Here is a 21,291-nt window from a genome sequence, read left to right on the forward strand (position 1 = left end):
TCGGCCACGTCATGCCTCCTCGCTGTAGACCCACCCATCGTAAGTGGGTCAGTCGAAGCGGGCGGCCAGCAGGACGAGGTCTTCGGTGTCCTCGTGCGCGCCGCGGCCGTCCGGCAGCAGCGTGCGCAGCACGTGGTCGGCGAGCAGGGCAGGGTCCTCCCGGACGGCGCGCGGGGCACCCGCCGCGGCGGCGTGCAGTCGCGTGACGGCCCGGTCGGTGGCGTCGCCGGTGCGGTGCAGCAGCCCGTCGGTGTAGAGCAGCAGCGTCTCGCCGGGCAGCGCCCGGAACTCGGCGCCGGGCGCCTCCCAGCAGCTGAGCATGCCCAGCGGCGCCGACAGCGAGGTCTCCACGAACTCCACCCGGCGTTCGCCGACGACCAGCGGCGGGCAGTGCCCGGCCCCGGACAGCGCGATCCGGCCGGTGGCCGGGTCGACGTGGGCGTACAGCGCGGTCGCCGAGCGCGCGGGCTCGGTCAGCCGCAGCAGCAGCTCCAGGTCGGACAGCACCGCGACCGGGTCCTCGCCCTCCAGCACCGCGTACGCCCGCAGGGCCGCCCGCAGCCGTCCCATGGCGCCGACCGTGCCCGTACCGGACCCGGTGACCCCGCCGACGGACAGCCCGAGGGCGCCCTCCGGCAGTGCCATGGCGTCGTACCAGTCCCCTCCGCCGCCGGGGGCCGCGACGTGCGTCACAGCCAGCCGGACCCCGGGGATCCGGGGCAGGCGGGTGGGCAGCAGCTGGGCGCGCAGGCCGGCCGCGGTGGCGCGGAGGTGGTCCAGCTCGACCAGCCGGGCCAGGTGCTCGGTGGCGTGGCGGACGTACAGGCCGATCAGATGGCGCAGCCGCTCGCCCGGCTCGGCGGGCTCGTCGTAGAACCACACGGCCGACCCGAGCCGGCCGGCGCTCTCCGTGGCCAGCCGCACCGCGTAACTGGCGCCCAGGCCCAGCCGCACGGCGACCTCGCGGTGGCGCGGATCCAGGCCCGGTTCGTGGCACAGGTCGGGGTGGATCTCCTCGGCCGGCACCGTGCCGGGCGAGGCGGGCAGCGGGACCGTCTCCAGCGCGCCGAGCTCCGCCGGGCAGAGCCCGAGCCCGGTGACGGTGGCGGGGCCGCCGTGGCCGGCCGGACCGGCCGCGGCCAGCCCGCGCCGCGCGCCGGTCAAGGCGCCGCCCGCGCGCAGCATTTCGCGCAGCGCGTCCTCGACGCAGGCGGTGCGGGCGAGGCGTTCGGACAGTTCGTGCAGGGTCGTCAGGTCGTCGACCCACGACGCCAAGCCGTCCTGTGCCGTGCCCGGTTGACCGGCCGGTCCGTCCGTTTCGTCCGGCCCACCCTGTGCGGACCGGGCGTCCGGGTGGGATTGCTGTTCGACCGCGGGAGCGGCAGTGTGCGCCGACGTCGGAATGGGTGGGTTGATTCCGGCCACTTTCGGAAGTCCCGCCGTGCTCATGGTCGCCGGCTTTCGCGGCCTTTGACGCGATACGGCGGCGGCTCCGCAGAGCAGCGCATTTGTGTCAATAGCATCGCAAACCCCCAAGTCGTTCTGCGCCGCTATCAATGGATTACCTTCTACCGCCTCCTTAGGGGTGTGTCCAGGATTGCCCAGGTAGGTGCGGTGGTGTCGATGCGCCGTAAGGGTTGCGGGACTATGGCTGAAAAAGGGCACCGCGTGCCACAATTGGTTGTCGACTGGGGGGGTTCGACAGTGCGTCATATCCACAGCAGTGGGTACGTACGGGATGGGAGTTGGCGGCCTCAGGAACCCGGCGCCCGGCCAGAGCGTCCTAGACGGCGACGGCCGACCCTCCCCCCACGGCGGGGTGTTGCACAGCCAGCGGGACCGCACACGGAGCACGGAAACGCAGTACGCAGCACACCCTGGACGAACAAGCGCCATGTGTGCGCCACCCCCCGCCACGTTCCACGCTCGGCTCGAGACGTGATGCGCTGCCTCGTAAGCGGTGTGTTCCAGATTACGTTGTGTCATGGGCAGATCCCTGAGCGCCAACGGAAAGGAACGAGCGCGGATGCGTGAGATCCTCGGAAAGCGACGCAAGAGCAGTCCCGAGCTGCTGCGCGCGGCGCTCACCTGCGCCGAGCAGTGGCAGTGGCCCGTGGTGCCCGGAGCCGGGACGGACGGGCGCGGCGGTTGCGCCTGTCTGCGCCCCGACTGCCCGGTGCCCGGTGCCCATCCGCACGACCCCGGTCTCCTGGCGGCCACCCGTGATCCGCGGATGGTGCGCTGGTGGTGGACGCACCACCCGGACCAGCCCGTCGTCCTCGCCACCGGCGGGTGCGTCTGCGCGGTCAGCCTGCCGGCCGTCGCGGGGGCGCGGGCCCTCGGCGTCCTCGCCAAGCGCGGGGTGCGCGTCGGGCCGGTGGTGGCCACCCCGACCCGTGTCGTGGTCCTGGTGGAGCCGTACTCCCTGGAGGAACTGGGGGAGTTGCTCGACCGGCACGAATGGGTGCCGACCTCGCTGCGCTTCCACGGCCAGGGCGGCTACGCCGTGCTGCCGCCCTCGCCCGTCGGGGCCGGCGGTGCGCGCTGGGAGCGGCGGCCGGTCGTGGACCCGGGGGAGCGGGCGCCGTGGCTGCCGAGCGTGCGGGTGATCGTCGACACCCTGGTGCAGGCGGGGCGCACCGCGCCGGACGGCAGCCGGCTCTCGTACTGAGCCCCGGGTGCGAAGCGCCGTTCGCCGTCACTCTTTCGGGTAGGAGCGGGGCCACGGGGCCGTCAACTGCCCGTGGCCCCCGGGTTACCGCCCTTTTCTCCCGCTATGTTCTGCGCATGATGCGCGCGTCGAACCTTCGGATGGCCGCCCTCGTCTGTGTCGTCGTGGCGGCCGCGCTGGTCGTTCCGGCCGCCGCCGGCACGGGGTCCTTCGTCCCCGTCGAACCGGTGTCCGCCGATACCGACGGCGGGTTGCTGTCAAGCGGCTCCGAACTGCTGGGCGGCCGGCCCGAACTGGCCGAATCCGAACGCCAGACCGCATCCTGCGGTCCCGAGTTCGTCTCCCCGCGGGGGCTGCGGGCGCAGACCTGCACCGTCGCCGGGGAGGGCGACACATGGGCGCGCACGTACTGGAGCAACACCACCGGCCGGCGGCTGGACGGCGTGCTGACACTCCTGCTGCCGGACGGCCGTGCCGTGCAGGCACGCTGTGCCATCGACGCGGCGCTGGGGAGCGGGAGTTGCGAGACCCCGCGCGAGCGGACGGTACCGGTGCCGGAGGGCGCCGAGCCCTATGCGGCGGTGGCGGAGATCGCCGAGGAGAACGCGGAACGTCCGCTGCTGCGCAGCGGGTCCGCACAATGAAACGTCCGGTCGCTGGCGACGGGGGATGCACCAGCGACCGGACTGTTCAAACGGTAACAAGACTTCGCCCGAACGCAAATCCGGGTGCGCGGGTTCCAGCCCCTGTTCCACCCCGGACGGGGGTGGCTGTGACCAGGATCACCACGACGATCTTCACACCGTCACACTGCTGTCACTGAGTGTCAACTCAGGGTGATCTGCCGGTTGGTGAGGCCGCTGCGCGCCCGGCGCTCGTCCGCGGTCAGCGGGGTGTCCAGCTCCAGCACCTCGGCCAGCCGCTCGCCGAACGCCGCCGCCGGCTTCTCCACCTCTTCCGCGGTCACGTCCACCGGCAGGTCCCACACCGGGACGACCAGACCGTGCGCCCGGAACGAGCCCACCAGCCGCGTGCCCTCGCCCAGCGACGAGGCGCCGGCGGCGTGCAGCCGCGACAGCGCGTCCAGCAGCCGCTCCTCCGGGTGCGGCATGACCCAGCGCAGGTGGTTCTTCTCCGGGGTCCGGCACCAGTACGCGGCGTCCACGCCGGTCAGCCGCACGGTGGGGATCACGGCCGCGTTCGCCCGCTCCAGGGAGGCGGCGACCTCGCCGGTGGCGGCGTCCGCGTTCTCCAGCCAGAACTCGAACCCGGTGTGCACCACCGGCTCGAACGGCGCGTCCAGGTCCAGCACGTCCTGCAGCCGCGGTCCGACCGGTGCGGGCCGGTTCCCGTCCACCGGGTGGCCCGGCTCCGCCGTCAGCGCGCGCAGCAGCGTCTCGGCGAGGTCGCGGCTGATGTCCCCGGAGGCCGTCTCGTTCTGCAGGCCCAGCAGCACCTGACCGGTGTCCCGGCGCAACCCCGGCCAGGCCATGGGCAGTACGGTCGCCAGCGTCACCATGGGCACGCCCTCGGGCAGCCCGTCCTTCAGCTTCAGCTCCGCCGTCGCCGCGGGCACCAGCTCGCGCAGCGCCACCCAGTCGCACTCGCCCGGCAGGCCCTCGAACGGCCGCCGCACCAACTCGGCCACCGCGTGCGACGCCTCACGTCCGTGGCACGCCTTGTAGCGCCGCCCGGAACCGCACGGGCAGGGCTCCCGGGCCCCGACGACGGGGATCTCCCCGTCGGTGAGCTGCGCGGGTCGGGCGGGGGCCTTCGTCTTCGTCGGGCGCTTCTTCGCCATGGCTCGATCTCTCCCGGTAACGGCGGTGTTCCGGCCGTGAGCCTAGCGCCACGTGCCCTCCTGTCAGGGGAGGTCGCGACCGGGGCGGGGCCCGGGGCCGCCCGGACGGGGGCCGGGGCAGGGCCGGACCGACGTCAGGGAAGGTCCTCGAAGGGGTCCGCGAAGTCGATCGGGATGTCGATCTGCGGCGCCAGGTCGTCGCGCCGCGCGTGGCGGCTGCGCACCGCGAGCATCGCCCAGACCGTGACCTCGCCGGGGGCGTCCCGCACGCCCCAGCGCAGCGACAGGCTGCGGACGATGCCGAGCCCCCGGCCGCCGCGTGCGGTGAGCGAGGGACTGGCCGGAAGCGGGCGGGTCGGACCGCCGCCGTCGGTCACCTCGACCGTCAGCAGCCCGTCCTCGTCGATGCGCCACGCGGCGCGGATCCCGCTGCCGCCGCCCGCCGAGGCTTCGTCCTCGCCCAGCGGGCGCGCGTGCCGGCAGGAGTTGCTCAGCAACTCGGAGAGGATCAGCACCGCGTCGTCGACGACCGGCTCCGGAACCTCGTTCGCACACAGTTCCTTGCGCAGCCTTCGCCGCGCCTCAGCGACACCCGTCGGACCATGCGGCAGGGCCATGGTCGAGGACGTCGGCACCTCCTGGGCCACCACCAACGCCACCCCCGAGACCTCCTTCACCCCACGCCACCGGATGGATGCCCTCTCGTTTCATGCCGGAAACCGGCCAACAGCGATCTCTTGGTGCACACAGAGCGATCGAACGGACACCGAACGCGCCGGGGCGCGCCGCGATCCGGGCCCCCGGGCGGCGTGAGTGGAACGGTGTCCTCCACCGCCCTTGCTTAGCGGCCGAGTTGGGCCAGAACCTGCTTGGGGCGATTGGTGATGACGGCCTCGACGCCGAGCCGCGCGCACAGTTCGACGTCCTCCGGCTCGTTGACCGTCCACACGTGCACGCTGTGCCCGGCCCGGTGCAGCCGCTCCACGTACCCGGGGTTCGTCCGCAGGATGCGGATGCTCGGGCCGGCGATCCGCACCCCCGCGGGCAGCCGGCCGTCGCGATGCCGGGGCAGCACGTACTGCATGAGGAAGGCGGTCGGCAGCTGGGGCGCGGTCAGCCGGACCCGGCGCAGTGAGCGCGAGGAGAAGCTCATCACCCGCACCTGCGGCGGTTCGCCCGCCGGCGGCCGCAGCATGCCGAAACGGTCCAGCAGTTCCAGCAGCCGGTCCTCGACCTGGCCCGCCCAGCGGGTGGGGTGCTTGGTCTCCACCGCCAGCTCCACCCGGCGGCCGGTGTCGGCGATCAGCTCCAGCAGCCGTTCCAGGGTCAGCACCCGGCTCGCCTCGTCCGGGTCGGCGTCGAAGCGGTCCGGCACCTCGGCGTCGGTGTGCTGTCCCTTCCACGACCCGAAGTCCAGCGTCCGCAGGTCGGCGAGCTCCATGGCCGAGACGGCGCCCCGGCCGTTGGAGGTGCGGTTCACCCGGCGGTCGTGGACGCAGACCAGCACGCCGTCGGCGGTGAGACGCACATCGCACTCCAGGGCGTCCGCGCCGTCCTCGATCGCCTTCCGGTACGCGGCGAGCGTGTGCTCCGGGACGTCCTCGGAGGCACCCCGGTGGGCGACGACCTGGATCGCGCGGTCTTGGGTCACCGGGCTATCGTGCCATCCGCCCGGTCGTACCACGGACGCCGCTCGCGACTGTTTACGGTGGTCTGACAACCGGTGGGAAAAGCTGTCCCCATCCTGTCGGCCGTCGTACGTCTCCGTGACCGCAACCGTACGCACGGCATACAACGCATATCCCGGAGGAGATACAGCCGTGAGCACCGAGAACGAGGTCGGTCCGGTCCCGGCAACGCAGCCGGCGCAGCCGTCCGTCGCCGCTGAGCCCGCCGCTCCCGCTGCACCTCCGGCGCCGCCGCAGGCCGCGCCCGCGGCGCCCGCCGTTCCCCCGGCGGCGTCCGACGGTCCTCCCGCGGCCGCTTCGGCGCAGCCGGCCGACGCGCCGCCGGCCGATGCCGCCGCGCCCACGCCGGCGCCTACGCCCGCGTCCGCGCCCCCGGCTGCCGCGCAGCCGCCCGTGCAGCCCCCGGCTCCGCCGCACGCAGCCCCGCACCACGCCGCGCCGCACCACGCGGCCCCCCATCACGCCGCTCCGCCGCACGCCGTCGCGCACCACGCGGCACCGCACGCGGGCCCGTACACCGCGCACCCGGCCGGGCCGCCCGCCGTTCCGCCGACCCAGCCCTTCGGGGCCCCCGCGGGCCCCGGCGGGCCCGCGGGCCCGGTCTGGGGCGACCCCGTGCCGGCCCCCGCGGCGCCGCGCAAGCGCGGCAACGGCGGGCTGATCGCCGCGGTGCTGGTCGCCGCGCTGGTCGCCGGCGGTATCGGCGGCGGTATCGGCTTCTGGGCCGCCGACCGCAACGACGGCAGCGGGTCCACCACGATCTCCGCCGCGGGCAACCCCAAGGACCTCAGCCGGGCCGCCGACTCCGTCGCCGGCATCGCCAGGCAGTCCCTTCCCAGCGTCGTCACCATCGAGGCCAGCGGCAGCCAGGAGAGCGGCACCGGCACCGGCTTCGTGTACGACAAGGAAGGCCACATCCTCACCAACAACCACGTGGTCGCCCCCGCGGCGGACGGCGGCAAGCTCACCGCCACGTTCTCCAACGGCAAGAAGTACGAGGCCGAGGTCGTCGGCCGCGCCCAGGGCTACGACGTCGCCGTCATCAAGCTCAAGGGGGTCAGCCCCGACGAGCTCACCCCGCTCGCGGTCGGCGACTCCGACAAGGTCGCCGTCGGCGACTCCACCATCGCCATCGGCGCCCCCTTCGGCCTTTCCGGCACCGTCACCACCGGCATCGTCAGCGCGCTGCACCGCCCCATCGCCTCCAGCGACGGCGAGGGCTCCAACGCGTCCTACATGAGCGCCATACAGACCGATGCCTCGATCAACCCCGGCAACTCCGGCGGCCCCCTCCTCAACTCCGAGGGCGCCGTCATCGGCATCAACTCCGCGATCCAGTCGACCGGCAGCAACGACGGCACCTCCCAGTCCGGCAGCGTCGGCCTCGGCTTCGCGATCCCGATCGACCAGGCGCGCCGCGTCGCGCAGGACCTGATCAAGACCGGCCAGCCGATCTACCCGGTCATCGGCGTCAGCGTCGACTCCAGCTACAACGGCGAGGGCGCCAAGATCGCCACCGGCCCCAGCGCGGTCACCGCCGGCGGCCCCGCGGAGAAGGCCGGACTGCGCTCCGGCGACATCATCACCAAGTTCGACGACACCGTCGTCGACTCCTCGCCCACCCTCATCGGCGAGATCTGGCAGCACCAGCCGGGCGAGAAGGTCGACGTCACGTACACCCGTGACGGACAGACCCGCACCGCCACCCTGACCCTCGGCGAACGCAAGGGCGACAGCGCCAGCTGACCCGACCCGTTAGGCTGTCCCCGCGCCGCCGCCCCAGGTCCGGGGAGCGGCGCGGGGAGAGTTGCCCGAGCGGCCTAAGGGAACGGTCTTGAAAACCGTCGTGGCAGCGATGTCACCGTGGGTTCAAATCCCACACTCTCCGCAACAGGCCGGCGAAGGCGCTGGACAGAAGGGGTGCCCCAAGACACGGGGGCGCCCCTTCTTCGTGCGCGATGGCACCGTGGTTCCCCGCGGTTTGCCGCCTGATCGGGCACGTCAGGGGCACGGACTCGACGCTAGCGACCGCTGGCTGCCGCTAACTGTCCCGATGTTCTCGCTGCACGCACAGCCAACCAGCAGCAGAGCGCTGCGGGTGCCAGCGGAAGCAAGCTCACGAGCACCTTTGTGGCCCATGCCACGGGACCATGTTCGATTGGAATCCATGAACCTACTGGGCCTTTGACCACCTCGATCACCTGCCCGGGTCGGCTCCTCAAGCGCACCGTCACATGGGACGACCCGGCAGCGGTTTCCGGCTGCACCAGGTCCCCAGTGCACTCGACACGGCTACCGGATCGCCATTCGAATTTCTCGTCGCATGTCACGATTCGGACGCTCTCTGGCGTCCCAGCCAAGCCCAGTCCCAGTGCTCCGGATGCAACCGCATACGCCGTGACGCCCAGGAAGATGAGGGCGATGACGCCCCAGGAAAGGGAAGCAACAGCCCGCCCCAGCACGCCAGCCCCGCCCTTCTGCCTCACCCCGCCGGCAACCAGGGCTGACGGTACCTGCGAGCGTGGGCATACATGCCGAGGGTGTATTCGATCAGATGTTCCGGCTTACGCCTTGATCCGCGAGAACTCGTCTCTGAGGACGCGGACGCGGTGCTCGCCGTCTACGGCCATACCAAGGCCACGGGACACCTGTCGTTCGCGCCGCGTACCCGAGAACAAGTCGCGCAGATCGTGGCCTGGTCCATTGCCTCCGCCACCGCCCACCCCTGCACCGGGTACGCGCGCTCGCCGGTGTTCGTCGAAACGGGTGGGGCCGAACCGCATCGTGACGAAGCCATCGCCTCCTACCTGGGTGCATATGCCTTTGGCCTGTGTGCGATGATCCCGCCCTTACGTTCAGGAGGAAAGCGGCCCATGCCCTCACGTACGCGTCACGTCGTCCTGTCCGCGGCCGTGGCGGGCGCGCTGGCCATCACCGGGTCGGTCGCGCTACTTCCCGCCGCCGCGGCCACCACCGGGGTGACGGCCTCGCTGCCGGCGCGGACCACGTCCGTACCGCCGGCCGACCAGGTGTCGGGGTCCGGTCAGGCGGTCGTCTGGCAGCAGGGAACGTCCGCCGACAGGCTGCCCCACGGCTGGCTGTCCGTGGCGGGCGGCGCCCCGCAGGATCTCGGGGCATTGGCCGACAACGCCGAATACGCCCACCCTGATGCGGTGTCCGTGCAGGGATCGGTGGTGGCGATCGCGACCTCGACCAATCCCAACGGCGACCTCGCCGACCATGTGACCCTGCGCCACTTCGACACAGGTGCCCGGGAGACGCTCGCCGTCGCCTACGACAGGCTCGGCAACTCGCCCGACGAGCGGTACCGGGCCCAGGCCGGCGACGGCATCCTCGTGCAACAGGCCTATTACAACGACGATTCGGCGTACAGCGTGCGCCTGGTGCTGCGCACCTCCGAGGGTGATCGCACCCTGCTGTCGGACGACGAGCAGTACGAGGTGCTGGCGTCGGACGCCGAAGGCGCGTTGGTCCTGCGACGGACCGCGCCCTACTGGGATCACCGGATCGTCTACGTCGACTTCGCCACTGGCACGACGGTCACCGTCGCCGAGCCGAGCACCGATGAGCTGCCGCAGGGCCTGGAGTTCACCCCCTCCCACTTCGGCGTCATCGACGGGGCGACCTTGACCGAGTGGCGGCGATCCGCGCCCGAGGACTATCCGGCGACCGTCACTCTCCCTACCGACAAGGCCCGCTGGATCAGCGACGACACCCTGGCCTGGTACGTGTGGAGCGCCAGCGGTAACGAGCTGTACGCGATGTCCCGGGACGGCTCCACCGCCGCCACCGACATCGGCGGCACGTTCCGCGACATATCGGTGGGCGACGACGGCCGGATGCGCGCGTCGCTGTACCGGCCGGACACGGACGCGGCCATCCAGACCCTCGTCGACGGCCGGGTCTCCACGGCCGACGGCGACGCCACGACGATCCCCGCAGGCCAGGCACGCCTGGACGCCCTGGCCTTGTCCGGCGGCACCCTCTACACCGCCGACGACTCCTACCGCGCCACTGGTGTATTGCTCTCTTCCCGTCTCACCGCCAGCCCTTCCGGGATCGCGGCGACCACGCCGTCACGCGTCCTGGCCTACGAGACCGGCACCGTGCACCAGACGCTGGCCGCCGCCGGGCGCCGAGTGCTGGTCGAGCAGGGCAACGTTTACCAGGTCTACGACAACGGGACGCCGACCGGCGTGCCCCTGGAGCGGAGCGACATCTCGCTGGACCGCGTCGTGGACTTCGACGGTGAGCACTTCCTGCTGTCGGACAAGACGACCACCTACAACGGCACCCTGCTGCTCTATACCGTCGCGACCGGTGCGAGCGAGCGTGTGCCCGACGGCTCGGCCCTGGACGGCGGCGCCCTCTACACCTCGGAGAAGGACGGCACGTCCAACTGGTCCGTCCGGCGCACCGATCTGGCGACCGGCACGACGGCGACGGTCACCACGGTGAACTGTCTGCCCGGACGCCTCCAGGTCCGCGGATCGTGGATCCTGTTGGCGACGTGCGGGGCCGCCTCCTACGAGGGGCTGTTGATCAAGACGGGCACCACCACCAGCCGTACGACGGTGGACGCGTCCGTGCTGGCCCCGGTCCTCGGCACGGACGTCCTGTACACCTTCACGAAGAACGCCGACGCGGGCATCACCCTGAGCGCCCGGGTGCTGAACGTGACGGGTGCCACCGCGCAGCCGCTGTTCACGCTTCCGTCGAAGGCGAACACCGCTGTCGCCGAGCGGTGGGCGGTGGACCGTGAGGCGCCGTGGGCCGCCTGGATGGAGGACGACGGCGTTACCCACCTTGTGTGGGCGGGCGTCCCGTCCCGCACCTCCGCCGCCACAACCGTCCCTGCCGGGTTCAGCCCGAACGGCGACGGCTCGTCCGACACCTGGGCGCCCACGTGGACGTACGACCGGCCGGTGAACTGGACACTGACCCTCAAGTCCGGCAGCACCACGGTACGTACCCTGACCGGGACGGTCTCCGGCGGGAAGGTCGCCCCGGTCTGGAACGGCAAGAACACGGCGGGTGCGTCGGCCGCCGAGGGCGCTTACACCTGGACGCTCGCCGTGACGGACACGGTGACCGGCGAGCCGGCGGCCAGCCTCAGCGGCACAATCGCCCTGCGCAGGAACGTTCCCGCCGCGTCCGTCACCTCGCCCACCCTGGCCAGTGACGCGTCGGCTGGCGCGGTGATCCCGGTCGGCTGGGCGGCGAAGACGGCGGGTGTGACGTCGTACGACATCGGCTGGCGGGTCGCCACCCGCGACAGTAAGGGCACGTGGACGCTCGGTCCGCTCCAGACGTGGCGCACCCGCACCACGGGCAAGTCGGCGGGGTTCGGCGCCTCCGGCAGCCTGGTCACGCCGAAGCCCGGTCTGACGTACCGCTTCTACGCACGCGCTCACGACGACGCCGGTCAGACAGGGGTGTGGAGCGCGGCGGCCGCGACCGGCGTGCCGATCGACGACCGGTCCTCGACGCTGACCTACAAGGGGACCTGGACGTCGGCGTCGGTGACGTCGGCCTGGGCGAAGACCGAGCGGGTGTCCGCCGCGAAGGGCGCCACGGTGTCCTTCACCGGCGACGGTACGAAACTCCGGATCGTGGCGAGCCGCAAGTCGAACGGCGGCCGCTTCGCAGTGCTCGTCGACGGGGTCACCGTGGGCACGGTGAACACCTACGCCTCGACGACGGGGTACCGGAAGGTGGTGTTCACGTACACGCTCGGTTCGAAGATCACCAGCCACAAGGTGCAGTTGAAGGTGCTGTCCGGCAGCGCGGCAGGACGCTCCACCGTCCACCTGGACGCGGTCATGGTCACCCGCTGACCCGTTGATCCGGACGACCAGCCCGGAAGCCATGGAGTTCCCCGACCCCCACGCGGTGGCCGGGGAGCTCCACGCGTTCCGAGGTCCCGTCGGCCCGTCCTCCAGTGGAGGAGCCAAACCGTGCCCCGTGGCGCGGCATCATGCGGTGGGGGCAGGAGCACCCCGAGCGGCCAGTGGTACACCACCGTCCAGCCCTGCATCTGTACACAGACATGTCTGGTTCGACGACGAGGTGATCGAACCGAACCCCCCGCGACTGGCGCCACCAGTCGGTCACCGTGTCCGGCAAGGTGACCCGGATCCATCCCGACGGCACCCTGACCGAGCCCCTCGCCGGGAAGCGCATCTTCGCCAGAACGAATTCCGGCTCCATCGGTGACGCCGGAGCCGTCGTCGCCGACGACGGCACCTACCGCATCACCATCCCCGTCCCCAGCCACAGGACATTGCCCCGCATCCGTGCCCACCTGGTGGAACGCCTCGGCCGGGATGGTTCCCACGGCTGTGCCGTCCTGCAGGGTGATGGTCGCGGCGAGCGACTGGACGGGCGTGGACGGGGCCACGGCCACCTCGAGGGCGATCGCGTCGTTCGCGTCGTGCGTGCTGGTGGTGTAGGCGATGGTCGGCCCGGCAGCCGGGCTCTGCGCGCTCGCGGCGGCGGGCACCATGCTCAGCATTGCCGCGGCGGTGGCGGTGGATGCTGCCAGCAGGGCACGCCTGCTTCTGGAAGATGCATTCACGTGGGGTGCGACACGCGGGGGTGTGGCTCCCTGTGCTGGTGCATGCTGGCGGTTCGGTGGCGTGTACAGCACATCGCGGTGAACAGGCCCGCACGGCGCGCCGGTCCGGGGGACGAGTCGGCCGTGGATGCCCGTACCGGGCACGTCGGTCCGCGGTGAGGGGCGCCGGCGCCTGCGGCGGTGCGGTCCCTGACGGGAGCGAACGGTTCCGTCCCGTCCTTTCGGCGGCGACGCCGCCTGGGCCGGATCCGGTCAGGACGGGCGGGACGGCAGGGGCTGCTCCGTCCAGATGGTCTTGCCCTCCGCGTCGTAGCGGGTGCCCCAGACCTGGGCCAGCTGCGCGGTGATGAACAGGCCGCGGCCGCCCTCGTCGACGGTGCGGGCGTGGCGGAGGCGCGGGGCGGCGGGGCCGGCGTCGCGGACCTCGCAGGTGAGGGTGCGGTCGTTGATGAGGCGCAGCGCGAGCGGTGGGGCGCCGTGGCGGATGGCGTTGGTGACGAGCTCGCTGACGATCAGTTCGGTACTGAAGACGGTGTCCCCCTCGATCCCCCAGGCCGCGAGCTGTTCGCCGGCGAGGTGGCGCGCGGCGGCGACCGCGGCGGGGTCGGCCTGGAGCTCCCAGGAGGCCACCCGGTCGGCGGGGAAGGGCCGGGTGCGGGCGAGGAGGAGGGCACCGGCCCGCCCGGCCAGGTCCACGGGGAGGGAGTAGAGGACGTCGTCGCAGAGGTCCGCGAGGGGCCGCTCGCCGTCCGCGCGGGGGCCGGCGGTCCCGGCGGGTCCGCAGATCAGCCCGGGGCATCCCGCGAGGTGGGCCGCGACGACGGGCGAGCTGGACAGGGCCAGGACGCTGCCCTCCTCCAGCGCCACGTCGCCCGCGGTGAACGGCGAGCCGCTGGTGACGCCCAGCGGCGGGCCGACCGGGATGTCGGGGATCTCCACGGTGCCGTCGGGCCGTGCGACGACCGGGGCGAGGTGACCGGCGCGGGCGACGGTGCACATCCGGGTCAGCGGGTCGTAGACGGCGTACACGCAGGCGGCGCTCAGCGCCTCGCGGTGCAGGGGGTCGCCGGACGGCAGGGACGCGCGCTCGGCGGCCAGCAGAGTGGCCGTGTCGTTGAGACGGGCGAGGAGTTCGTCGGGCGGCAGGTCGAAGGCGGCCAGCGACCTGATGACGGTGCGCAGTTGGCCCATCGTGGCGGTGGCGTGGATGCCGTGCCCGGCGACGTTGCCGATGACCAGGGCGGTGCGCGCGGCGGACAGCGAGATGGTGTCGTACCAGGAGCCCGCGCCGTTCGTGGCGGTAGGAACGTACGCCGTCTCCAGGGCGGTGTGCGTGGCGGGCCGGTGCGGCATCAGATGGCGCTGGACGGTGGAGGCGATGGTGTGCTCGCGGGTGAAGCGCCGCGCGTTGTCGATGCACAGGGCGGTGTGGTCGGCCAGTTGGAGGGCGAGTTCGATGTCGTCCTCGTCGTACGGCTCGACGTCCTGTTCGCGGTAGAGGCTGACGAGGCCGAGGACCCTGCCGTGCAGTGCCAGCGGGACGACCATGAGCGAGCACGCCCCGCCCGCGAGGACGGCTTCGGCACGGGCGGGGTCGGTGGTCAGCCACGGGGGCTCGGAGTCCAGGGTGATCACCCGGGGCCGCAGGTCGGCCAGGGCCCGGGTGAACGGCGTCGGCCCGGGCAGGGTGAGCACGGCGCCCACCGGATGCGCCTGCACCTGGTCGGGCCCGCGGCTGTTGCGGTAGGCGGCCCGCAGCAGGGGCACGCCCGTGGGGAACGGGGAGAGCGGGGGATCGTCGCCGCGGAGCACGGCGTCCACCAGCTCCACGACGGCCACCTCGGCGTACTCCGGGACGAGGGTGCCGACCAGCTCGTCGCAGGTCACCACGGAGTCCATGGTGCGGCCCACCCGTTCGCGCACCGCGTCCAGGACCCGCAGCCGTTCGATCGCCCGTTCCCGGCGGGTGACGTCGACGACCGACACGGCGAGTCCCAGCACCTGGCCGCCCGGGTTGGCCAGCCGGAACACCGACATCGCGTAGTACCCGGGCGACGCCGTGCCGCCCTTGCGGCGGGCCCGCACCAGGCGCTCGCGCAGCGGCGTGCCGGTCTCCAGCACCTCGCGGACCGCGGCCTCGTGCCGTTCCGCGTCGATGATGTCGTAGGAGTCGGCGAACCGGTGGCCGATCAGGGACGTGGGCGGCACGCCCCGCATGGCGGTGGTCGCCGTGTTGACCCGCACCACGCGCAGGTCGGTGTCGAGCAGGTGCAGCCCCACCGGCGACTGGGTGAAGAGGGCGTTGACCATCGCCTCCTCCGCCTCGCCCATCGGCGGGGCCGGGTCGCCGGGTGCCACGTGGTCGTCCTTCCCGCCGGAGCCGGGCACTACTTGCCCCGCGACTCGCCCCGGCTCCGGCCTGAGGGGCGGACGATGTCGAGGACGGCCATCATGCCCATGTCCTCATGGTTCAGGATGTGGCAGTGCAGGACGGTTCGCCCGGTGAAGTCCTGGAAGGCGATGCGTACCACGACGCTGCCGCGGGCGGGCACGTTGACCGTGTCGAACCAGCGGCGTGACGGCGGGTGAGGCCTGCCGTTGGTGCTCATCAGCTGGAACTGGTTGGTGTGGACGTGGAACGAGTGCTCCTCGTCGCTGTCGTTGCGGACCGTCCACTCCTCGACGGTGCCGAGCACGGAGGTGAAGTCGTTGCGCCTCGGGTCGTAGGTCCGCCCGTTGATGTAGAAGACGGTGCCCGCCGTGTTCTCGGTGAAGACCACGGTCTTGCGGGCTGCGATCGTGGCGTGGGACAGGTCCTCGTTCGGGGCGAAGGCGCTCGGGAGCGCGGCCGGCCTGACAGGGGTGCCGGCGGTGACGAGGGTGGCCAGATCGGCGCGCGGGAACCGGTTTCCGGCCTTGCCGGTGTCGTACGCCAGGGTCTCCAGGCGGGTGGTGCCGGGAGAACCGCCCCGGACCAGGACGTCGTAGCGCGCGCCGGCGGCGATGACCAGGGTGTCCGCGGCCCAGACCCGCCGGACGGGGTGGCCGTCCTGGGCGATCACGTGGAAGCGGTGCCCGGGCAGGTGCAGCTTGTAGTAGATGTTGGCGCCGATGTTGGCCAGGCGCCACAGCTGGGTCTCGCCGGGCCGGATGCCGATGACGGGGTTCTCCTGGCCGTTGACCGTGCGGTTGGTGACGGCTCCGATGCTCAGCGGGTGGGTCTTGATCGCGTCGCCCTCGACCTGGAAGTCCTTGAGCGCGATCGTGTGCTCGGTGATGCCGCGCAGGGACGGCGGCAGGTACTGCCGCAGGCCTTCGACGACGATGACGCCCGACTCGCCGCCGGCGACCTGGGCGGCGGACATCATGTCGGCGTGCGAGTGGTACCAGTAGGTGCCGGTGGGATGGTTCCGCGGCAGCCGGTACACGTAGTGGTACGAGCGGTTGTCCTTGATGGCGAGGAAGATGTCGTCCGACGGGCTGCGCGGTGAGACGTGGAGCCCGTGGACGTGCAGGTTGGTGTCCTCGTCGATCCGGTTGATCATGGTGAGGTCGATGCGGTCGCCGGGCCGCACCCGCAGCGTCGGAGGCATGTACATGCCGTTGTACGTGGTCGCCCACAGCCGGCGGTCGCCGACCCGGACCTTGCGCCGCTCCACGATGACGGTGGCCCTGAGGAGTCCGTCGTGGCTCACCAGTTCGGGCGGGTCCTGCAGGCGCGGGCCCGCGACGGCCGGGGAGGCGGGACCGCCCTGCGGGCCGGTTCCGGACAGGCCGTGGCCGCACCCGGCGAGCCAGGCGAGGGCGAGTGCCAGGCCGGTGGCGAGCCGGGCCGCGGCGGATCGGGACCGAGTCACATCTCTCCCTGGGGAAGCCGTGCGGCGCAGCGGGCCCACGCGCGGATCGTCAGACGGAGCCTAAGGAGGGCCGCCTGCGGCTCCGCGGCGCGCCACGCCCCCCGGCGCGCCATCCGCCCCAACGGCAGCACTCCCGGCCCTCGCGGAAGCCGCCGCCCCGGGGCCGGCCGCAGGTTGGCCGAAAGTCGTGGATGAACGTTTCGTCACCTGCCGGGTCCGGGCAGTACGCCCTCTCATGGGGCTGATGCAGTGAATGAGGATGACCTTGGAGGTTTGTCGATAGATCGTCACGCTTGCGAGCGAAATGGACCGGAGGGCCTGGTTGGCGGCTCGGGCGCTGGGCAACTCTGGTTGCGGCGACGTCGCACAGCCGGCGGAGCGGTCGGCCAACCGCCCCGCACACCCCACATCCAGTCCTCTGGAGGGAAAAGACATGGCAAGCACCCGTACCGCCCGAGTCCTGGCCGCGATGGCCTCGCTGCCGCTGGCCGCGGCACTGTTCGCCGGGACGGCAGTGGCCGACAACGGCGCCCTGTCGGGCGGCGGTTCCAACGCGACCGTGGTGAGCAACAGCGGTGGCAGCGTGGGGCGTGACAACTTCGGGAGCGTGACCACGACGCAGCAGGCCGCCACCGGGGCGGGCGCGTCCAACCAGAACAACAACGCGAGCGTGGTCGGCTCGGCGTTCACCGAGATCCACCAGTCGAACGTGAACATCCACTTCGGTCCGCTGTGGTGACCGGGGCCCCTGGGGCTCGCTGACAAGGGGCGACTGCGCGACGGCAACCTCACTGCCGTCGCGCAGTCGCGTTCGGGTGTCCACAGGTTGTGGACAACGCGGCGGCCGCGAGACGCGCCGCGGCTCCGACGCCGGGGACACCGTACCGGCCGGAGCGGGGCCCGGAGCGGGGTGGACACCACGACAGGGCCTAGCGGTGAACCCTGGCGGCGGCCAGTCCGTCAGCTGCGCCCGCACGGTGTGCACGGCGACGCCGCACGACTGCGCGGACCGCGGGGCAGTCGTGGCGGCCAGCCCCTCGGTGCGGTGAATGTCCCGGTCAGGGCAGGTGCGAGGGAGCCGGCCGGGAGGATGCCGCCCGGTGCGGCGGACCGGTCGGGCGGCCCTGCGGCCGTCCCGGAGATCACGGCGCCCGCGTTGCTGCGTACGGCTGACTCCCGGGCGTGGCGCACCGTCCCGCGGGGTGCCGCGCCCTTTCACTCGACCCATGCACGAACACAAGCCGATCATCCGATATGTGACGATCGTGGGGCTGGTGCTCGCCTGTCTGCTGACCGGACCGGTCTCCGCGGAGGGCGCCGTCCCCCGGCTCGCCGCTTCCCGCCCCGCCTCGCTCACGCCCGCCGCGGCGTCGGCACTGGCACCGGGCGGCGACACGGATCCCGGCGACGCACTGAGCGGGTACGACCTCGGCCCGGATCTGTCCGGACTGCTCATGCCGTACGACGCCTACGGCGGCGAGGAGGCCGAGGGAGCCGCGCCCGAGCGGCGGAACTTCAAGGGCTACGGCTTCGACACCTGCCGCGCCCCCTCCCTGGCCACGATGCGTGCCTGGCTGAAGTCGAAGTACCGCGCCATCGGCGTGTACTTCGGCGGCCGCGCCCGCGCCTGCAGCCAGCGCAACCTCAACCGCAACTGGGTCCGTTCCGTGCACCGGATGGGCTGGCGCATCATGCCGATCTACGTCGGTTCGCAGTCGCCCTGCGTGCGGGGCAAGCACCTGCGCAACTACCGGATCGACCCGGACGACCCCGAGGGCCAGGGCGACAGCGAGGGCTGGGACGCCGTGCGCGCCGCCTCCGACCTCGGCTTCGAACCCGGCAGCGCGCTGTACCTCGACATGGAGGCGTACCGCGCGGGCAAGGCCCGCTGCGCCGACCAGACCCTGGACTTCATCCGGGCCTGGGACCGCCAGGTCAGCGACAACGGCTACCTGCCCGGCCTGTACAGCAGCTCGGAGTCCGGCATCCGGCACATCGAGCGGGCCCGCCGGCAGGGCGTCGACGACCTGCCCGAGGCCGTGTGGTTCGCCCGCTGGAAGGGCAAGCCGGCCCTCCGCAGCGAACCGGTGCTGCGCCCCGACGCCTGGGACGGCAACCGCATCCACCAGTACTCGGGAGCCGTCCGCGAGAAGCACGGCGGCAAGCGGCTGGCGATCGACCGCAACCGCCTGGACGGTCCCGTGGCCGTCGTCAGATGACGCGCCGCACGGGACGCCGCGGCTGACGTGCCGCGGAGGACGCGCCATGCCGCCCCTGCGGGGTGACCCCGTAGGGGCGGCGGCGCCGGTCTCCGTCCTCCGGAGGTGGGGCGGACCCCCCTCGTACGACTTCAGGGTGATCCCGCTCCGGCACCTGCGGCGGATCCGCGGGACCGGGCCGCGCTCCTAGCGTGGAGTCATGACCACGCCCGTGTGCACCAGCGCCTCGCAGGCACAGTTCACCCGCTACGTGCAGGCCAGGGGCCCGGCCCTGCTGCGGACCGCGCGCTCGCTCACCGCCAACCCGAGCGACGCCGAGGACCTGCTGCAGACCGCCCTGACCAAGACGTACCTGGCGTGGGACCGGATCGACGACCACCGCGCGGTCGACGGCTACGTCCGCCGCACCCTGGTCAACACCCGTACCTCGCAGTGGCGCAAGCGCCGCGTCGAGGAGTACGCCACCGACGACCTGCCCGAGCCGTACGGCCCGGCGGCGCTGCCCGGCCACGACGAGGCCGAGCAGCAGGCCCAGCGCGACGCCATGCTGCGCGCGATATCCCGCCTCCCGGCACGCCAGCGGGTCATGGTCGTGCTGCGGTACTACGAGGACATGAGCGAGGTCCAGACCGCCGAGGCACTCGGCGTCTCGGTCGGCACCGTCAAGAGCGCCGTCTCCCGCGCCCTGGGCAAATTGCGGCAGGACCCCGAATTGCTCCCGGGGTAGTGACATACCGCGCGGTATGACACCAGAATCGCAGCACCCACCTACCCTCGCGTAGCCGCTTCGATGAGGAGGCGCCCGGTGCTGAGCACAATGCAGGACGTGCCCTTGCTGGTCTCACGGATCCTGACCCACGGCACGACCGTGCACGGCAGGTCGCGGGTCACCACCTGGACCGGCGAAGGCGAGCCGCACCGCCGCTCGTTCGCCGAGATCGGGGCCCGCGCCGCCCGCCTGGCCGGGGCGCTGCGCGACGAGCTCGGGGTGGGCCGTGACGAGCGGGTCGCCACCCTCATGTGGAACAACGCCGAGCATGTCGAGGCCTACCTCGCCATCCCCTCCATGGGCGCGATCCTGCACACGCTCAACCTGCGGCTGCCCGCCGACCAGTTGGTCTTCATCGCCAACCACGCCGCCGACCGCGTCATCCTCGTCAACGGCACGCTGATCCCGCTGCTCGCCCCGCTGCTCCCGGCGATGGAGTCGGTCGAGCACGTCGTGGTGGTCGGTCCCGGCGACACCGCTCCGCTGGAGGGCTGCCGCCCCGCCCTGCACGCGTACGAGTCCCTCCTCGAGGGCCGTCCCGACACCTACGACTGGCCCGAGCTGGACGAGCGTTCGGCCGCGGCCATGTGCTACACCTCCGGGACCACCGGCGACCCCAAGGGCGTCCTGTTCTCGCACCGCTCGATCTACCTGCACTCCATGCAGGTCAACATGACCGAGTCGATGGGCCTGACCGACCGTGACACCACCCTGGTCGTCGTGCCGCAGTTCCACGTCAACGCCTGGGGCCTGCCGCACGCCACCTTCATGACCGGCATCAACATGCTGATGCCCGACCGCTTCCTGCAGCCCGGCCCGCTCGCCGAGATGATCGCCACCGAGCGCCCCACCCACGCCGCCGCCGTACCGACCATCTGGCAGGGCCTGCTGGCCGAACTCGCCGTCAACCCGCGGGACATCAGCAGCATGCGGCAGGTCACCATCGGCGGCTCCGCCTGCCCGCCCTCCCTGATGGAGGCGTACGACAAGCTGGGCGTCCGGCTCCGCCACGCCTGGGGCATGACCGAGACCTCGCCGCTGGGCACCATGGCCCACCCGCCGGCCGGCCTCACCGCAGAGGAGGAGTGGCCGTACCGCATCACCCAGGGCCGCTTCCCCGCCTCCGTCGAGGCCCGCCTGGTCGGCCCCGCCGGGGAGGTCCTGCCCTGGGACGGGGAGTCCGCGGGCGAGCTGGAGGTGCGCGGGCCGTGGGTCGCCGCGGCGTACTACGGCGGCGCCGGCGCCGAACCGCTGCGCCCCGAGGACAAGTTCAGCGAGGACGGGTGGCTGCGCACCGGCGACGTCGGCACGATCACGTACGACGGCTATCTGACCCTCACCGACCGCGCCAAGGACGTCATCAAGTCCGGCGGCGAGTGGATCTCCTCCGTCGAGCTGGAGAACGTGCTCATGGCGCACCCGGCCGTCGCGGAGGCGGCCGTCGTCGCGGTGCCCGACGACCGGTGGGGCGAGCGCCCGCTGGCCACCGTCGTGCTCAAGGACGGCTTCCAGATCGGCTACGAGGAACTGCGCGCGTTCCTCGGCGAGCACATCGCGCGCTGGCAGCTGCCGGAGCGGTGGGCGGTCATCTCGGCCGTGCCGAAGACCTCGGTCGGCAAGTTCGACAAGAAGGTGCTGCGCAAGCAGTACGCGGCCGGCGAGCTGGACGTCACCCGGCTCGGCTGACA

Annotated in this window: 14 protein-coding genes and 1 tRNA gene; 9 read left to right on the forward strand and 6 right to left on the reverse strand. The window is 72.3% G+C overall.

Going from position 1 to position 21,291, the window contains the following annotated elements:
- Window positions 1-48 precede the first annotated feature (48 nt).
- Window positions 49-1,449 carry a PP2C family protein-serine/threonine phosphatase gene (locus tag ACIP98_RS16245; protein ID WP_401976388.1) on the reverse strand — a complete coding sequence of 467 codons (1,401 nt, stop codon included), beginning with the start codon at window positions 1,447-1,449 and terminating at the stop codon, window positions 49-51.
- A 577-nt stretch (window positions 1,450-2,026) separates the two neighbouring features.
- Here ACIP98_RS16245 and ACIP98_RS16250 point away from each other — a divergent pair.
- Both ACIP98_RS16250 and ACIP98_RS16255 read left to right on the forward strand, forming a co-directional pair.
- The gene (locus ACIP98_RS16250; protein ID WP_319663430.1) at window positions 2,027-2,671 is read left to right on the forward strand and encodes a bifunctional DNA primase/polymerase; all 645 of its coding nucleotides are present in this window, start codon (window positions 2,027-2,029) and stop codon (window positions 2,669-2,671) included.
- Between the two features lie 116 nt (window positions 2,672-2,787).
- On the forward strand, window positions 2,788-3,315 hold the full coding sequence (locus ACIP98_RS16255; protein WP_319663431.1) for a hypothetical protein: 528 nt from the start codon (window positions 2,788-2,790) through the stop codon (window positions 3,313-3,315).
- A 182-nt stretch (window positions 3,316-3,497) separates the two neighbouring features.
- Here the strand turns inward: ACIP98_RS16255 and ACIP98_RS16260 are convergent, their stop codons facing one another.
- From ACIP98_RS16260 to ACIP98_RS16270, 3 genes are all read right to left on the reverse strand, one after another.
- Entirely contained in the window at window positions 3,498-4,472 is a 975-nt protein-coding gene (locus ACIP98_RS16260; protein WP_319663432.1) for a DUF5926 family protein, read from the reverse strand.
- Between the two features lie 134 nt (window positions 4,473-4,606).
- The gene (locus ACIP98_RS16265) at window positions 4,607-5,131 is read right to left on the reverse strand and encodes an ATP-binding protein (protein ID WP_401976391.1); all 525 of its coding nucleotides are present in this window, start codon (window positions 5,129-5,131) and stop codon (window positions 4,607-4,609) included.
- Window positions 5,132-5,313: 182 nt separating this feature from the next.
- Window positions 5,314-6,123: a glycerophosphodiester phosphodiesterase gene (locus tag ACIP98_RS16270; RefSeq protein ID WP_319663435.1), complete on the reverse strand. Its 810-nt coding sequence runs from the start codon at window positions 6,121-6,123 to the stop codon at window positions 5,314-5,316.
- A 169-nt stretch (window positions 6,124-6,292) separates the two neighbouring features.
- Between ACIP98_RS16270 and ACIP98_RS16275 the strand changes: the two genes are divergently transcribed.
- The 3 genes from ACIP98_RS16275 (at window position 6,293) to ACIP98_RS16285 (ending at window position 12,018) form a co-directional block, all read left to right on the forward strand.
- Entirely contained in the window at window positions 6,293-7,906 is a 1,614-nt protein-coding gene (locus tag ACIP98_RS16275; RefSeq protein ID WP_401976393.1) for a S1C family serine protease, read from the forward strand.
- 55 nt (window positions 7,907-7,961) lie between these two features.
- Window positions 7,962-8,048 (forward strand) — tRNA-Ser (locus ACIP98_RS16280).
- Window positions 8,049-9,033: 985 nt separating this feature from the next.
- Entirely contained in the window at window positions 9,034-12,018 is a 2,985-nt protein-coding gene (locus tag ACIP98_RS16285; protein ID WP_401976395.1) for a hypothetical protein, read from the forward strand.
- Window positions 12,019-13,010: 992 nt separating this feature from the next.
- Here the strand turns inward: ACIP98_RS16285 and ACIP98_RS16290 are convergent.
- Both ACIP98_RS16290 and ACIP98_RS16295 read right to left on the reverse strand, forming a co-directional pair.
- Window positions 13,011-15,116, reverse strand: coding sequence for a SpoIIE family protein phosphatase (locus ACIP98_RS16290; protein WP_319663770.1), 2,106 nt, complete (start codon window positions 15,114-15,116; stop codon window positions 13,011-13,013).
- 29 nt (window positions 15,117-15,145) lie between these two features.
- A complete protein-coding gene (locus ACIP98_RS16295; protein ID WP_401976398.1) occupies window positions 15,146-16,615 on the reverse strand; it encodes a multicopper oxidase family protein in 1,470 nt (489 codons plus the stop codon).
- Window positions 16,616-17,048: 433 nt separating this feature from the next.
- On the opposite strand from ACIP98_RS16295, the gene ACIP98_RS16300 reads away from it, so the two are divergent.
- The 4 genes from ACIP98_RS16300 to ACIP98_RS16315 all read left to right on the forward strand — a co-directional run bounded on the left by ACIP98_RS16300 (window position 17,049) and on the right by ACIP98_RS16315 (window position 21,289).
- Window positions 17,049-17,354 carry a hypothetical protein gene (locus ACIP98_RS16300; protein WP_319663772.1) on the forward strand — a complete coding sequence of 102 codons (306 nt, stop codon included), beginning with the start codon at window positions 17,049-17,051 and terminating at the stop codon, window positions 17,352-17,354.
- 487 nt (window positions 17,355-17,841) lie between these two features.
- Window positions 17,842-18,834: a DUF1906 domain-containing protein gene (locus ACIP98_RS16305; protein WP_319663773.1), complete on the forward strand. Its 993-nt coding sequence runs from the start codon at window positions 17,842-17,844 to the stop codon at window positions 18,832-18,834.
- A 199-nt stretch (window positions 18,835-19,033) separates the two neighbouring features.
- Complete coding sequence (locus ACIP98_RS16310) at window positions 19,034-19,561, forward strand: SigE family RNA polymerase sigma factor (protein WP_401976400.1); 528 nt, start codon at window positions 19,034-19,036, stop codon at window positions 19,559-19,561.
- Window positions 19,562-19,639: 78 nt separating this feature from the next.
- Window positions 19,640-21,289: a long-chain fatty acid--CoA ligase gene (locus tag ACIP98_RS16315; protein ID WP_319663775.1), complete on the forward strand. Its 1,650-nt coding sequence runs from the start codon at window positions 19,640-19,642 to the stop codon at window positions 21,287-21,289.
- Window positions 21,290-21,291: the final 2 nt, after the last annotated feature.

Origin of the sequence: Streptomyces sp. NPDC088354, assembly GCF_044753585.1 — a bacterium.
In the GTDB taxonomy this organism is placed as follows: domain Bacteria; phylum Actinomycetota; class Actinomycetes; order Streptomycetales; family Streptomycetaceae; genus Actinacidiphila.